At 42.2% G+C, this 14,864-nt stretch carries 14 protein-coding genes; 2 read left to right on the top strand and 12 right to left on the bottom strand.

The genetic code is table 11. From position 1 onward, the window contains the following. Nucleotides 1–8: 8 nt before the first annotated feature. From C9414_RS13875 to C9414_RS13855, 5 genes are read right to left on the bottom strand one after another with little or no spacing between them, the layout of a single operon-like run. Nucleotides 9–1,358: a lysine N(6)-hydroxylase/L-ornithine N(5)-oxygenase family protein gene (locus C9414_RS13875; protein ID WP_047202330.1), complete on the bottom strand. Its 1,350-nt coding sequence runs from the start codon at nt 1,356–1,358 to the stop codon at nt 9–11. Beyond that, entirely contained in the window at nt 1,333–1,887 is a 555-nt protein-coding gene (locus tag C9414_RS13870) for a GNAT family N-acetyltransferase (protein ID WP_107163850.1), read from the bottom strand. Before C9414_RS13870 ends, C9414_RS13875 begins: the two co-directional genes overlap by 26 nt. Continuing rightward, nucleotides 1,884–3,665, bottom strand: a complete 1,782-nt coding sequence (locus C9414_RS13865; RefSeq protein ID WP_107163849.1) for an IucA/IucC family protein — start codon at nt 3,663–3,665, stop codon at nt 1,884–1,886. The genes C9414_RS13870 and C9414_RS13865 overlap by 4 nt, the downstream gene beginning before the upstream one ends. After that, on the bottom strand, nt 3,662–5,149 hold the full coding sequence (locus C9414_RS13860) for a pyridoxal phosphate-dependent decarboxylase family protein (RefSeq protein WP_107163848.1): 1,488 nt from the start codon (nt 5,147–5,149) through the stop codon (nt 3,662–3,664). Before C9414_RS13860 ends, C9414_RS13865 begins: the two co-directional genes overlap by 4 nt. Further along, nucleotides 5,136–6,482: an aspartate aminotransferase family protein gene (locus C9414_RS13855; protein WP_039177704.1), complete on the bottom strand. Its 1,347-nt coding sequence runs from the start codon at nt 6,480–6,482 to the stop codon at nt 5,136–5,138. The genes C9414_RS13860 and C9414_RS13855 overlap by 14 nt, the downstream gene beginning before the upstream one ends. 387 nt (nt 6,483–6,869) lie before the next feature. Between C9414_RS13855 and C9414_RS13850 the strand changes: the two genes are divergently transcribed. Continuing rightward, on the top strand, nt 6,870–7,406 hold the full coding sequence (locus C9414_RS13850) for a serine O-acetyltransferase (RefSeq protein ID WP_107163847.1): 537 nt from the start codon (nt 6,870–6,872) through the stop codon (nt 7,404–7,406). Here C9414_RS13850 and C9414_RS13845 read toward each other — a convergent pair. From C9414_RS13845 to C9414_RS13830, 4 genes are all read right to left on the bottom strand, one after another. Next, the gene (locus tag C9414_RS13845; protein WP_039177699.1) at nt 7,401–7,658 is read right to left on the bottom strand and encodes a hypothetical protein; all 258 of its coding nucleotides are present in this window, start codon (nt 7,656–7,658) and stop codon (nt 7,401–7,403) included. The two genes, C9414_RS13850 and C9414_RS13845, sit on opposite strands and share 6 nt — an antisense overlap. Before the next feature lie 34 nt (nt 7,659–7,692). Then, complete coding sequence (locus tag C9414_RS13840; protein ID WP_039177697.1) at nt 7,693–7,962, bottom strand: hypothetical protein; 270 nt, start codon at nt 7,960–7,962, stop codon at nt 7,693–7,695. Nucleotides 7,963–8,027: 65 nt separating this feature from the next. Beyond that, nucleotides 8,028–8,585 carry a GNAT family N-acetyltransferase gene (locus C9414_RS13835; RefSeq protein WP_047202334.1) on the bottom strand — a complete coding sequence of 186 codons (558 nt, stop codon included), beginning with the start codon at nt 8,583–8,585 and terminating at the stop codon, nt 8,028–8,030. A 14-nt stretch (nt 8,586–8,599) separates the two neighbouring features. Then, on the bottom strand, nt 8,600–9,466 hold the full coding sequence (locus tag C9414_RS13830; protein WP_107163846.1) for an AraC family transcriptional regulator: 867 nt from the start codon (nt 9,464–9,466) through the stop codon (nt 8,600–8,602). Nucleotides 9,467–9,579: 113 nt separating this feature from the next. On the opposite strand from C9414_RS13830, the gene C9414_RS13825 reads away from it, so the two are divergent. Then, on the top strand, nt 9,580–10,956 hold the full coding sequence (locus C9414_RS13825) for an MATE family efflux transporter (protein WP_107163845.1): 1,377 nt from the start codon (nt 9,580–9,582) through the stop codon (nt 10,954–10,956). Nucleotides 10,957–10,982: 26 nt separating this feature from the next. On the opposite strand, the gene C9414_RS13820 is transcribed toward C9414_RS13825, so the two are convergent. The 3 genes from C9414_RS13820 to C9414_RS13810 are packed head-to-tail and all read right to left on the bottom strand — an operon-like array spanning nt 10,983 to nt 14,804. Then, nucleotides 10,983–11,822, bottom strand: coding sequence for a phytoene/squalene synthase family protein (locus C9414_RS13820; RefSeq protein WP_039177688.1), 840 nt, complete (start codon nt 11,820–11,822; stop codon nt 10,983–10,985). Then, entirely contained in the window at nt 11,815–13,290 is a 1,476-nt protein-coding gene (locus C9414_RS13815; protein ID WP_107163844.1) for a phytoene desaturase family protein, read from the bottom strand. Before C9414_RS13815 ends, C9414_RS13820 begins: the two co-directional genes overlap by 8 nt. Next, on the bottom strand, nt 13,287–14,804 hold the full coding sequence (locus tag C9414_RS13810) for a phytoene desaturase family protein (protein WP_039177682.1): 1,518 nt from the start codon (nt 14,802–14,804) through the stop codon (nt 13,287–13,289). The genes C9414_RS13815 and C9414_RS13810 overlap by 4 nt, the downstream gene beginning before the upstream one ends. Between the last annotated feature and the right edge of the window lie 60 nt (nt 14,805–14,864).

Here is a 14,864-nt window from a genome sequence, read left to right as displayed (position 1 = left end):
CATCCTCCTTAACCTTTGATTTCTTCAAATGTGTGTGCGTTCTTGTGTGTACCAAATGTCTGGAAGACGTGCTTTTGATAAAGTGGATACACGGTTTGACGAGCAAGTTCATTGATGATCACACTGTTTCGATAAGCCCCCAGCCCCAAATCTGGAGCGCCGACCCCATGTGTATGAAGCTCTGCATTTTGTACAAAAATATCATTTTCACCCATCGTATTTGTTTTCAAACGATATTCACGTTCCACTTGGAAACGTCCTTGATCATCCCATTGAATGTGGTGAGAAATAGGGTTGATAAATGGCGGCAGAACGGATTGATAGCCAGTCGCCAATACAACAATATCTGTCTCATGCGTAAAAGATTCTTCCTTGACCCACTGCGAGCAGGAAAGTGATAATCCGCCCGCTGTTTCCTCAATCAAGTTGACCTCCGTCATGGCTTGAAGCACTGTGTTCAGCTGCGTTCCGCAGGCAGAACGTTCATAAAGCAAATGATAAATATCACGAATCATTGCCGAACTGATGCCTTTATACAGCAAGTCTTGCTGTTTTAATAACGCATCCTTTTTTGTTTGCGGAAGCTCATAAAAGAAATCAATATAGTCAGGGGAGAAATACTCAAGCCCTAGGTTTGAATATTCCATTGGGAAAAATCCTTTTGACCGTGTGAACCAGTGAATATCCTTCGCTTCATCATCTGATAAAATGTCATAAAACACTTCTGCCGCACTTTGACCAGAGCCGATAACTGTGACAGATTTCCCTTTGAAACAGCCTTCTTTCTTTCGTTTTAAATAGTCAGCTGAGTGAAAAACCTTCTCTCCTAAAGCTGGCTGGAGCGATGCTGGCACTGCGGGCTGCGTGCCAATTCCCAAGACAAGATGTTTGCTTTCAAACACCTCTACAGTTTGGTCCTTTACATGACGGACATGCACTTCATACCGCTTTTCCCCTGACTTTTCAATCAGTGAGACAGATTCGACGTTCATGCCAAATCGGCAAGAGTCTAACTGATCAGCGACCCAGCGGCAATAATGACTGTATTCCTTGCGCGGGATATGGAAGTCCTCTAGAAAGTAAAATGAATACAAACGGTTTTGTTCCTGCAAATAGTTGAGAAAGCTATATTTGCTTTTCACATCTGCCATACTGACAAGGTCCGCTAAAAATGGGACTTGCAGTGTCGTCCCTTCAATGAGCATCCCTGGGTGCCAGTGAAAGACTTCACTTCTTTCAAAAAACAAAGCGTCGATTTCATTTACCTCTTCAGATAATGCGGCAAGTCCGAGGTTAAACGGGCCAATGCCGATCCCAATTACATCCACTATATTATTTTGCTTGTTGAACCGCGTCATGGTTATACTTCCTTTCGAATCGTTCTCGATCACAAAACATCAAAAGACCTGTTTTATCCGGTAAAGTGACTGGTTTTACACGTTCAAAGCCGCATTTTTCAAATACATGAATCATTTTTTCATTGCGAATATCCGGCTCAGCGACGATTTTTTCTGTTCGTTTGTTCTGATCAAATTGAAATGCTGTCATTGCCTGAAGGAGCGGCGTAGCAAATCCTTTTCCCACATAATCCGGCTCCCCTATTAACAGGTGAATGCCTTGATCATGCGGAGAAGGCTCATAGTAGGATTCAATGATATCTCCTTTCACATTGTAAGCCTCAAAATAACTCATTGGCGTCCCATCAATCGTGCCTAAATAAAGGGTTTGATGCGGATCATGTATTGCCTGATAAAAATGCTTTTCAAAATCAGGAAACGGAATATTCAAATGCCAAAATGGGTGAACATACTCTTCTTGCATCCACTTATGGACAAGCTGGACGTCTCTTTCATATTCAGCACGAATAAACCTAATACGATGCCTCATCCAATCAGCGCCTCCTTATGTAAAAAGAGCGGATTCAAGACAGCTGTGTAACGAGACTGTGTTTCCAGAGATCCTGTCAGCTCATCCATATCTTCAAATCGTGTCAGCAAATTCGCTTTTGAAGGAAGTTCTTTTGAACGGAGAAGGCTGTTTGTCAGATCAGAAGCTCCGTACATCTCCTCATGAGCAAGCAATGTATCTCTCACGAGTGCCAGCAAGTCTTCTTCCTTTGCTAGTCCTTCTGTGCCAAAGCCATTAATGAGACCAAATAAATGATTAAAGAAGAAATAATAACGGAGTCTCTCAACGGCGACATCATCCGCACAAATGGTTTCACTTCTTACGCTCAAGTTTTGAACTAGATTTGCTAGCTTATCTTTTTTTGATTCACTATAATAGTAGCCTTGATTGTCACGGTAATAGAAGGTGTCTGGATAACCATCCTTCATTTGCACAACAGCATTTTGCTGATGGGCCTCGAGTGCAAGACCATACGTTTCAAACAGCCAGAGCATCGGCTTTAACGAAATGGTTAAGTATTGTTTAAACCAATCTTGGCTGACCGCTTCTGTTGACCGGCCTTCTGCATCTGCAAGTTTATAAATAATTCCTGCTAATCTTGATTTTCCTCCATACGCATGATCCTGACACAGCCCAGCAATTAAGCTTGCGCCTTTTTCACGATGCAAGAATGGATTTTGACGAATGACCACTTCAAAGCCAGATTCCGCTTCATCTCCTTGAATAGATAGATATGCAGGATCTTCAATGACCCGGAATCCAGAGAATTTTTCATATAAAGAAACGCCTAATTCTGTTTTTAAGATGCGGGACATCTCTACTCCTCGATCCAGTTCCTTTTGTTTATTGATGCGTAACGAGTTCGTAATTTTCACAGGAACAGAGAATTTGAGCATGTAAGCAGAATCCTTTTGATAGACCGTTCTAAAGGATGAGGTCGCAGTGTATTCAGACCCCAGCGGTCCTAAATAAGTCAGTTTCCCCTCCTCTATATACCGCTTCACGAATGCCTTCTCCATGACCACTTTGACTTGCAGCGGATGAATTGGAATGAGCACATATTCTCCGTTTTCTGTTAACCTATTCAGTCTCTCTGTTTCTTCTGGCACCTGACGCGAAAGCTCTTCTAACATGAGGGTTGCCGCAGGTTGTGAAATAGATGAATCCTGAAGCACAATCGAATGGTGCGCTTTAAAGTAATGAAGCTGGAAAGCCCCTTTCAGCTCAGGAGAATAGACGGCTTCCTCCTCTTCTGTCATCCCTTGTCTGCTTTTTGGTGTAGGATGTGTTAAATGTCCTAAAAGAAGTGACTGTTCAGCCTCGATGTACTCAAAATCAGCTTGAGATAAAGCAGCTTGATCACTTTCTCTTTCCCTTAAGAATCGTTCAATATTTCTGCAGCTTAAAATGATGCGAAGCATGAATTCATCCTCTGCATCTGTGCGGCCATATGCAATGAGAAGCTCCTTTGAACATAAAGCAACAAGTGTCGTGTAATCGACGATCGTCCCCTCTTGCTGGCTGCCACTCGGACGAAAGCGAATTGGAAAATCAAAGAGATGGCGGCCTACAGATGAAAAATATCGGATCGGAATCACAAGCTCAAGGTCTTGCTTTGCTAGTTTTGCCACGAATACAAGCGAACCATCTGCTTTCGTCTCTTTTTTTGCAGATCGATCGATTCCTGTTTCACGTAAAAAACAGTTTAAAAAGCTTTGCATAGTTGCATTTTCAGCCATTTGTTTATATTGACTCAACGTAGTACCCTCCCGGATTGAATATGAGCGATCCCGATATCAACGATGTCAGAAAGGATTTCCTCAATATGTGTGATTGTCGTTCTCGGATTTAACAAAGTGAATTTCAAGCATGTTTGACCATCCACCACTGTTTTTGCAATGACAGCAGTTCCTGATGTGAATAGCGTTCGATGGATGATTTTATTGATGTCATCCGCACCCTTAAATCGAAACACTACTGCATTGATTTCTGGCTCAGGATTGATCACTTCAAGGTGATCATTGCTCTCGATAAGTGCAGCCACATCCTTCGCAAAATCAATGGTATGGTCAATCATGTCACCAAACCCTTCCTCCCCAATCAGACGAAGAGAAAGAAGCAATTTCAGTGCATCAAACCGGCGCGTCGTTTGGACAGATTTATGGACGAGATGTAGTATTCCATCCAGTTCATCTTCTTTTGGATTAAGATAATCTGCATGATAATTGATCAAACCGAAATGCCTTTTATCCTTCAGCAGAAATGCTCCGCAGGAGATCGGCTGATAAAATTGTTTATGAAAGTCAATCGTGATGGAATCAGCCAGCTCAATACCTTCTAATTTATCTCGGTAGTTTTCACTTAATACGAGCGCTCCACCATAGGCAGCATCTGCGTGTATCCACAGACCGCATGGTTTGACGATGTCATACACATCTCGAACCGGGTCAATACTGCCAAAATCAGTCGTCCCGCAAGTCGCCACTAGCGCAAAAGGCAGGAGATCCTGTTCCTTTAACTCAACAAGTTTCTTCTTCAAATCGTTGAGGTCCATGCGGTGATGCTCATCTGTCTCTATCAGAACAACCGCCTGCTCCCCTAAGCCTAGCTGGGATGCAGATTTTTTCACAGTGAAGTGAGCATTCTTAGAGCAAAGAATTCTCATGCGGTGAGCCTCACTCGGCAAGCCTTTCTGCTGAACATTCCATTGCCATGTGTTTTCACAAAATGCATCTCTTGCAAGAAGCAGCCCCATGTAGTTTGATTGGGTTCCACCGCTCGTAAATGTCCCATCTGCTAGATTTCCATAAGAAAACTTCGCACATAGCCACTTTAAAATTTCCTCTTCAACCAAAGATGCAATACCGCTTTGATCAAAGGAATCCATTGATTGGTTAAAAGAACTTACTATCACCTCTGCGGCAAGCGCAGGTATAAGCGGCGGGCAATGCAAATGTGCCAAGCATTTAGGATGCGATACATCAACCAGATGTGGCAAAAGGTGCTGCTTTATATCTTGAAAGACAGATTCAATTGATTCGCCAGACGGTTGAAACTGAAATAATGATTCGACACTAGCCGCTAATTTCCCAGGCAATATTCCACTGTATGGTCCTTGGTCTTTTTGCCATTGGTCCAGTAAGCTGTCGATAGATGTATGAAGAGCCGCTTGGAAGGACTCTCTTCCAAGCTGGCTTTGATTGATAAATAATGAATCCACAGAAGCTTTAGTTGATTGCATCGTATACGGCCTCTTTGAAAATAGCGATAACTTGTTCAAGCTGTTCTTCTGTCATGATCAATGGCGGTAAGAATCGAATGACGCTGCCGAAACGGCCTCCTGTCTCTACAATTAAGCCTTTATCGAAGCAATTCTTTTGAATGAGACTGGCTAGCTCAGGATTTGCTGGATAACTTCCATCCACATCCTGCTTTTCATTTGGATTAACTATTTCAGCACCAATCATTAATCCTCTTCCTCGAACATCACCGATAGCAGGTACATTTTTTTGAATGTCTTTTAGATGAGCCTGCATGCGATTCCCTAACTGGTCAACATGATCAAGCAGATTCGTTTCTTTTATAAATTTAAGCGTAGCGGTTCCTGCAGCCATTGCCATTTGATTTCCTCTAAATGTGCCAATGTGTGCCCCTGGATTCCATTGATCCAAATCTTTATCATAAATCACAACTGAAAGCGGCAGGCTTCCACCAATGGCTTTAGATAATACAATGACGTCCGGCACAATTCCTGCATGTTCAAAAGCAAACATCTTACCTGTTCGGCCAATGCCTGATTGAACCTCATCGATGATGAGCGGAATGCCTTTTTCATTTGTGATTCTTCTCATTTCTTGCATCCATTCAATAGATGCTGGAATTGAGCCTCCCTCACCTTGTACTGCTTCAAAGATCATACCTGCTGGCGGAAGAATACCACTTTCAGGATCATTTAATACACGCTCAATATAAGAGCTGGAAATGCGGTGTGAATCTTTCCCGCCAATTCCGAATGGGCAGCGATATTCATATGGATAAGGCATGAAATGCACATCTGGGATTAACCCTTGCACTCTTTCCTTTGGAGACAAATTCCCGCTTAATGACATCGTGCCATGTGTCGCACCGTGATAAGCACCGTGGAAAGAAAGAATGGAACGATTTCCTGTCGCTGTCTTGACTAATTTAATCGCAGCTTCTATGGCATCACCGCCAGTTGGTCCACAAAATTGAATTTTTGCTCTCTTTGCAAACTCTTCTGGCAGGTGAGAAAAAATTTCATTCACAAACTCTTCTTTAATTTCTGAGGTTATGTCCAACGTATGCAATGGCCTTTTTTCATGAAGCATACGTTCAATCGCTTCTATCACAACCGGATGATTGTGGCCAAGTGCAAGTGTTCCTGCGCCTGCTAGACAGTCATAAAACTCTCTGCCATCCGCATCTGTCACGATCATGCCCTCGGCTTTTTGCATGGCTAATGGGAACCGTCTCGGGTAAGACCTTGCATTAGATTCTCTTTGACTTTGCTGCTCTAAAAATTGCTGATTTTTAGAAACGGTTTTGATGGACATAATAAAACACTCCTCCAATTGATAAAGATTATCATTTTCATTTACTAGCCTAGAGGATGTAAGATAGGAAAGTCAATTGTATTCAAAAAGATGATTCTAAAAGCATATGAATGCAATATTCTCTTTTTAATGAGTATTTTCGAGTAATTTTTACAAACCTTACTGCCATAAGGAGATGGAACGCATGAGATGGATTGACATTGAAAAAAATTACAAATCATTTTTCCTGGTTCATTTGTTCTATTCAATTCAAAGCACTCATTTTATGCAGAAATTTGGATGAAATGAAGGTAGAAAATTGAAGAAATCACACTATTTTTTCTTGATATAAATGGTTTGGATGGTATAATTTCTCTGAAACATAAGGGGATGGAGAGGGGAATTTTGATGATTTTAACAAAGCAAGATCTTCACCATTACTTAACGCAGGATAAGAAAGCATTAGCTATCACGCGCAGAAGGCCAAAATGGTTTGGGGACGATATATGGAAATATCAAAGGTATTTACGAAAATATGAATACTATTCTAATAGCGGTGCTACATTGCGCAAATGGTTTTACCGCTATTTACATAAAAAGAAAGGGATGCAGCTTGGCTTTGATATCCCGATTGGCGTCTTTGGCCCCGGCCTTAGAATCAATCATACTGGCCTCTTAATTGTGAATAAGCACGCAAAAATTGGGGCATTTTGTGATATTCATCAAGGGGTGAATATTGGTCAAAACCATTCCGAAAAGGATGTACCAACCATTGGAGATTACGTATGGATTGGGCCCGGTGCTAAGCTGTTTGGAGACATTTATATCGCAAATCATATCTCAATTGGAGCAAATGCCGTGGTGAATCATTCCTTTCATGAAGAGGAGATCGTTATTGCTGGTGTGCCGGCTCAAAAGGTAAAAGAAAAAGGCCCTTCTTCATGAAGGCGCCTGATAAAAAAGAATTACACCGATTAAAACAGAGATGAGTAGCATGAGATAAAACAAGATGGTTAAAATCAAGATCGTCCAGCCCAGCCCCTTCCTCTCTGTCTTGATCAAATAAATACCGAGTACGATGGTACTAAAAAGCACGCCTAAAATGGCCCACAGCCATTTGTCTTTGTGATGCTTTGGCGCATCAAACCATAAATAGATAGCAACAGCAAGTGAAACGAATAGACCCGTTATTCTCAAGATTAAACTCCCCCTTATTATGTATACGCGCTCTCTATGATGCGTTTGAGTATCCGATGATCAGCAACAGGAAGTAAAAAACATAGACTAGCATAACAATAGAATAGATGATGATGGACACGATCAGAACTGTCCAGCCCAATCCTTTTCTTCCTGTTTTGATGAGGTATATCCCAAATGCAAAGAGCCCGAATAAAAGACCTAAAATAGACCATAACCATTTATTTTTCCCATGTTTTGGTGCATCTATCAATAGATAGATTGCGACTAGAATAGAAACAAACCATCCAGTTATCCAGCCCACATTCTTCTGCCACCCTTCTTCAGTTTATTCCATTATATGATTCTTTTCTCCTAAAAAATAATGATTCAGAGGATATTGCGCGGGAGGCTTCGCCATTCTTCTCTCAGCATTCCGTAGCGCATCGAATCATAATACTCTCCTTGATAATAACGGACCTTTCTCAGTCTCCCCTCAAGGACAAATCCGCATTTCTCTGCGCACCGCATCATCCGTTCATTCCCTGACCAAGTGGTTAGACCAATTCGAGGGATATCAATATGCGTAAATAATACATCAATCCATAGATTTAATGCCTTTGTCCCAACGCCCCCGCTCCAAAAGCGTGAGTCATAAATGACAATGCCGCATTCAAGCCACCGTGTACGTTCATTCTCCCAATAATATGATACGGTACCTTTGATATCACCGTCTATTTCAATACCATATAGCTTTTGGGGAATGGATTCATCCTGTAAGTAACGTTTCTTAAATGCAGAAAGCGGGATTTCGTGTTCATAAAAATAAGGGGCATTCCATTTTCTATAGGACTGGTCTGGTGCTTTAAATTTTAAATGCCACACCGCCTCTAAGTCCGTTTCGGTTAATGGACGTATGTTCACAAGCTCTTCCTTTTCTCTTTTCATCTGTTCACGTTCCTTTACTTTGTCGTTCTTTTTGCTAGATGACGGTACTCAATCGGCGTCATGCCTTCATTTTGCCGAAACAGCTTAGAAAAATAAGTAGGGTCGTCAATGCCTACATGCTCTGCAATGGCTGCGATTTTTTCATTTGTTGAGGCGAGCATGCTTTTAGCTTTTTCGATCTTGAGACGATGGCTGTACTGGTTTGGCGTCAATCCATACACCGTCTGCATACACCTTGTCATGTAGTCAGGATGATAGTGCAGCTTCTCTGAAAGCTGCTCCATATGCAATTTCTCCATAAAGTGATGCTCAAGATAGTGAACTACTTCTGATGCGACAGTCTCCTTTGCACTTGGAATATGGAATGCTTCCTTTTGCAGGTGAATGAGCAGTTCCTCAAATATAAGCTGTTTTTTCAGCGGAAGTTCAGATGCATCATGATTTAGTGCGCTCATCGCTGAAAGGTGTTTTTCTAACACACTTCGTCCCTTCACTTTTCCTAAACGAGGCAGGCTAAATTCGTATGTTGCCGGCTTTTCGAAGGTGGCTTGGTTTTGTTTCATATCAATCCAGTGTTCTCTCGGCCGGTTCGTCAGCTCAAATCGATCAATTGAGAAATGCAGCCACTCATAGTAGGTATCCTCTTCACATGGCAGATGTCCGCCATGTGACAGGCCCGGTGAGAGAATCATATATTCACCTTCTTTTACGTGAAAAGCCTCCTCGTCCTCTGTCATCCATAGTTCACCTTTTGTGACATAGAGAAGATCAAATACAGCGAAGGTTCTTGAGATATGTCTTTCTCCTTGATGAAATATCCCTTTACCTGAAGCTATATAAATAGGAAACGGCGGTACAGTAAATGTAATAAATCGATTCATATTCATCCCCTTATGAAGTCGTATTTCTCCAATAAGTTTCGGTTTCATCTCTTCTTATTATAGTCGATGCAAGGTACACTATAAATCGGATTTATACGAAAGGGGGCTTTGTGATGAAATCTCAAACCCTGTCATATGAAAAGGTTCAAGTCAAAGATGAGAAAACGCACCCTTCATTATTTGCATTAACTTGGCCTATTTTTATCGAAATCTCTTTATATATGCTCATGGGGAGCGCTGATACACTTATGCTCAGCCAATACTCTGATAACAGTGTGGCCGCAGTAGGTGTAAGTAACCAGCTCCTGAATTTATTAATTGTCATGTTCAGCTTCATTACAACAGGAACGACCATTGTGATTGCGCAGCTTCTAGGAGCTGACCGCAAGCAGGAAGCGACTCAAGTCGCCTATGTCTCACTAGGGACCAACTTCTTGATCAGCTTTGTCATTAGTCTCCTCATGTTTATGTTAGCTGTTCCAATTCTGCACATGATGGGCTTATCAAGTGAACTCATGCCGGATGCGGCGGTCTTTTTACAAATTGTCGGGCTGCTTTCTTTTATTCAAGCGCTTATTATGACGTATAGTGCTATTTTAAAAAGCTACGGATATACAAGAGACACGATGTATGTCACCATCGGAATGAATTTGCTAAACGTTGCCGGCAATTATTTGGTCATTTTTGGTCCGTTTGGCTTTCCGGTATTAGGTGTCATGGGTGTTGCCTTTTCAACCTCGCTGGCTCGATTGATCGGATTGATGGCGATGATTCTCATTGTCCGCCGCCGAATTGGATTGCGCTTTTCGCTGAAGAGCATGTTTCACATCCAGCGGACGCATTTAAAAAGGCTGCTGAAAATTGGCATTCCTTCTGCTGGAGAGCAGCTTTCTTATAACGGCTCTCAAATGATCATTACCCTGTTTATTACATTTATGGGGACGCAGGCTTTAGCAGCAAAGGTCTACACTCAAAATTTGATGATGTTCATTATGTTATTTGGTGCAGCGATTAGCCAAGGCACACAAATTTTAATCGGGCGCCATATTGGGGCGAAAGAATTCGATGCGGCCTACCGCAGATGTATGAAAAGCTTATACTGGGCCATTGCGATCTCTCTTCTTTCTTCCACTGCTTTATCTTTATCATCGACGCATTTGCTTACGTTTTTCACTAGCAATCATGAAATCATTCAAATCGCCGCCACACTTCTCCTATTGACGATCATTTTAGAGCCGGGACGCTCTTTTAATATGGTCATTATTAATTCATTGCGGGCTGCTGGTGACGCGAAGTTTCCAGTGTATATGGCGATGATTTCAATGTGGGGAATTGGGCTTCCGATCGCTTACTTGTTAGGCATTCAGCTTGAAATGGGGCTCATCGGGGTTTGGATTTCTTTTATCGTGGATGAATGGGTCAGAGGCATCTTTATGTATAGGCGCTGGCGTTCCAGGGTATGGACGGAGTATCGTTTTTCTTCCACATAAAAAGGACTGCGGGGTGCAGTCCTTTTTTACGTAATATCTTCTAAAATAAGTGCTTTTTCCTGTTTTGAAATAAATGCTCGCTCTGTAAAGACGCGGTATTCGTTTTCTCTTGTTTTATCTAAGATGGCTTTATAAAAGTGGGCTGCTGCTTTCACCGGTATACGTGAATATAACGGGAATTCATGAAGATGGTCAAAAAACTCCTCGTAGTATGCCTCTGCCTCAAAAGCAATGTACTCCCAGACGTGCTGAAAAGCTTGATTGACAATCCCTTCCTTCAATTCTTGCTCTGTGTACCCGAATTGATCCATCACTTGCTTTGGCAAATAAATACGGTCTCTTTCAGCCTGATCTTCGCCGATATCTCGAAGAATGTTGGTTAGCTGCATAGCGATCCCTAACGAAATGGCTGCTTCTTTTAGCTGCTCTTTTTTACGCGGTGCAATAATGGGAAGGAGCATGAGTCCAACGGTACTAGCAACATGATAGGAATAGATGAGCAGTTCATCTAACGTTTCGTATCGCTGCTGCTCTAAATCCATCTCCTGTCCTTGGAGCAGGTCACGAAACGGGGCTTCATCCATCCGAAACTCTTGAAATGTATGCTCTAGCGCCACCCATATCGGGTCATTCCGGTCTACCTCACCTTGTAAAAATCGATCAAACGTCTCCCGAAAGGATGCAAGGTCCTCTTGTGGCGAAGGCGACTCATCTACAATATCATCTGCTCTCCGGCAAAAGGAATACACGGCCCAGACGGCCTGTCTTTTCTTTTTAGGCAGCATGGAAAAGGCCCGGTAAAACGTTTTTGAATGGGTTTGAATGGTTTCCTCACACACTTTTAATGCTGTTTGTACATCAACCACTTAGCTTCACTTCCTTTCTATCATTCAAATCTTTTAGTAGTACAGAAGCCATGAGCTTCGCACTTTGCATCACGATCGGCACCCCGCCGCCCGGATGGATGGAAGCACCTGCCGCATAAAGATTGTCTGTCTCACTGACCTTCACTTGCGGGCGGAAGACACCTGATTGGAACAAATTAGGCGCAAGTCCAAAGCTGCCGCCTTCAAACAATCCTTCTCGCAAGGAATCATTTGGTGTCCTGACCTTTTTCCAGACAATCGACTCTCGCAATCCCGGAAAACCTCTTTTTTCAAGACGATCCACCATGTTCTCGACAAAACCTGTCTCCTCTTCCCAGTTGATATGATCTCCTGAAGGAACGGGAACGAGCATGTATAGAACACTGCAGCCATCTGGGGCAAGAGATGGATCAATGATCGATGGATTAAATGTATAAAATGACGGGTCTTGAGGAATCGTTTTCGTTTGAAAAACCTCTTTCATATGCTGATCAAAGTGTTCTCCCATAAAAAATTGATGAACAGGTGCTTCCTGATACATCTTATTTAAACCAAGATACACCATTACACAGCCAGAGGACGGCACGTATTTTCGGCGATCTTGTTCGTCTAAACCAAACTGTTTTAACGCAGCTGGATAATCTCCATTGATCACAAATGCATCAGCGGCTACATGTTCATCATTCACTTTTGCTTTGACTGCCCGTTTTCCCTCAAACTCAAATTGCGTGACTTCTTCATTTTTTCTTACATGCACACCCATTTTGATAAGCTGCCCTTCCAATATATCTACTAAACTTGCATAACCGCCTTTTAAATAGTAAATTCCATGTGCGTGCTCACTATATGAAACAAGCGAATAAATGGCCGATGCTTCATACGGGTTTCCCCCAACATAGAGGGTTTGAAGTGCGTATGCATCTCGCAGGCGTTCGTCTGAGAAATATTTTTTCAGAGCGCTTTGTACCGTTCGATACGCCTTTAATTTCATTAAAATCTTCATATTGGCTTTTGTAAAAAATGTACGTTTTTCGTGAAATGATTTTTCTAGAAAAGCTTTCTGCCCTTCTTGAAACCGGTCCGTCATTTCTTCCATAAACCTCTGGAACCCTTGATCTTCTTTTGGAAATACACGTCTGATTTCATCTAGCTGACGACGTGCATCAGAGTATTTCGTATAGGAGGTTCCATCTTGATATTGAATTGTGTACAGCGGATCAAGCTGCAACAGATCAAGAGATGATTCGTCAATTCCTACCTCATGTAAAATGCCTTTTAACATGTCAGGAAGTAGGACAATGGTCGGACCTTCATCTACTTTATATCCTTTCTCACGTACAAAAGCAAGTCTCCCGCCAAGCCGTTCATTTTTTTCGACAAGGGTGACATCATGTCCCGCTTTTTTCAAATAAAGCGCTGAGATCATTCCGCCAATACCGCCACCTGCAATCAATATATGTTGTTTCATGAGGCGCTCCCCTTTTCTTGATGCCGCATTGTTTTGTGTGAATGTTTCTCTTTTGAAAGAATGGCATTTGTCGTGATACGCGCTGATTCTAAAATGGTTGGCAGTCCGCTTCCTGGATGTGTTCCTCCTCCAACGAGCCAGCAGTGCTTTAATTCATCAAATTCATTGTGCGGCCTTAGGACCATCATCTGCGTGAGCTGGTGGCCAAGGTTAAATGTAGCTCCTTCATATACGTAAAGGTCTTCCTCCCATTGCTTCGGTGTGATCATCCGCTCAACTTCTATATGCTGCCTGACATTCTGAAAGCCGGTTTTCCGCTCCAATGTATCCAGCACTAGCTCTCTAAATTCATCTTGATGCGCTTCCCAGTCAATACCGCTTTGGTTATTGGCAACTGGAGCCAGCACATAAAGAGCTGATTTTCCTTTTGGAGCAAGTGAGTCATCAGTTACGCTTGCATTTTGTATATAAATAGACGGATCATCTGGCAGCTCATATGTTTTCGTAATGCCTTTGACGAATCTAGCATAATCATCGGAAAAAACAATGGTATGATGCGGCTCATCATACATGGTATCCAATCCTAAATAGAGCATAAAGGTAGAGCATGAGAATTTTTTCTTTTTTAGTTTTTTCTGACTGTATTTCTTTAAAAGACCTGGCTCGACAAGCCTTGTCATCACATGTGCAAAGTCTCCATTGACGACAACCTCATCTGCTTGTATTTCTTCCCCAGATTCTAAACGAATGCCTTTTACTTTCCTTCCCTCCGTGAGCAGCTTTTCGACGCCAGCTGACAGATGAATCTCTGCTCCAGCTTCAACCGCCGCCTTTGCCATCGCTTCTGACAGCTGATTGACACCGCCCTTCGGATGGAATACACCTGTATCATGCTCCATAAACGAAAGAATTGAGAACGCACCAGGGCATTCCCACGGCGACATTCCTAAGTACTTTGATTGAAATGTAAAGGCATATTTTACTGATTCATTCGAGAAATAGTCTGACAGTACATCATACAAACTTTTATTTAGCGAAAGCTGTGGAAGTGCTTTGATCACCTTCGGACGAAGGTAATGATGAAAGCGGTCCATTTTACTTTGTAAAATTGGTGTGAGCCGATCCATTTTGCGCTTTGTATCCTTCATAAATCTTAGATATCCTTCACCCTCACCAGGTGCAAAGGCTTCTAATCGTTTGTACATTTCATCGCGATCCCTGATCATATCCAGCTGATTGTCTTGAAAAATTAATCTATACATCTCTTTTAATTCAATCACATCGATATAATCATAAAGATTTTTACCAGCAAAGGTGAACAGCTCCTCTGCAATATGAATCATGCTGAGAAAGGTAGGACCTGTATCAAACGTGAAATCACCAAGCTGAAACTTAGCATTACGTCCGCCGACAAAGGACTGTTTTTCGTATACATGAACTTCATGTCCTTTGCTTTGAAGCATCATAGCTGCCGCAAGTCCCCCTGGTCCCGCTCCGATCACAATGATTTTCATTATCCTTTTTCCTCCAAATTAATTCACTTTAAGTTAATTATACAAATTAAAAAGACTAGA

Origin of the sequence: Bacillus sp. Nf3 (genome assembly GCF_003028545.1) — a bacterium.
GTDB classification, from domain to species: domain Bacteria; phylum Bacillota; class Bacilli; order Bacillales; family Bacillaceae; genus Bacillus; species Bacillus safensis.
This window is presented reverse-complemented; position numbering and strand designations above follow the sequence as displayed.

Bases quoted from the DNA above. Each gene is read 5' to 3' on its own strand.
- C9414_RS13875 (WP_047202330.1), bottom strand. From the start codon at position 1,358: ATGACGCGGTTCAACAAGCAAAATAATATAGTGGATGTAATTGGGATC.
- C9414_RS13870 (WP_107163850.1), bottom strand. From the start codon at position 1,887: ATGAGGCATCGTATTAGGTTTATTCGTGCTGAATATGAAAGAGACGTC.
- C9414_RS13860 (WP_107163848.1), bottom strand. From the start codon at position 5,149: ATGCAATCAACTAAAGCTTCTGTGGATTCATTATTTATCAATCAAAGC.
- C9414_RS13855 (WP_039177704.1), bottom strand. From the start codon at position 6,482: ATGTCCATCAAAACCGTTTCTAAAAATCAGCAATTTTTAGAGCAGCAA.
- C9414_RS13850 (WP_107163847.1), top strand. From the start codon at position 6,870: ATGATTTTAACAAAGCAAGATCTTCACCATTACTTAACGCAGGATAAG.
- C9414_RS13835 (WP_047202334.1), bottom strand. From the start codon at position 8,585: ATGAAAAGAGAAAAGGAAGAGCTTGTGAACATACGTCCATTAACCGAA.
- C9414_RS13830 (WP_107163846.1), bottom strand. From the start codon at position 9,466: ATGAATCGATTTATTACATTTACTGTACCGCCGTTTCCTATTTATATA.
- C9414_RS13825 (WP_107163845.1), top strand. From the start codon at position 9,580: ATGAAATCTCAAACCCTGTCATATGAAAAGGTTCAAGTCAAAGATGAG.
- C9414_RS13815 (WP_107163844.1), bottom strand. From the start codon at position 13,290: ATGAAACAACATATATTGATTGCAGGTGGCGGTATTGGCGGAATGATC.
- C9414_RS13810 (WP_039177682.1), bottom strand. From the start codon at position 14,804: ATGAAAATCATTGTGATCGGAGCGGGACCAGGGGGACTTGCGGCAGCT.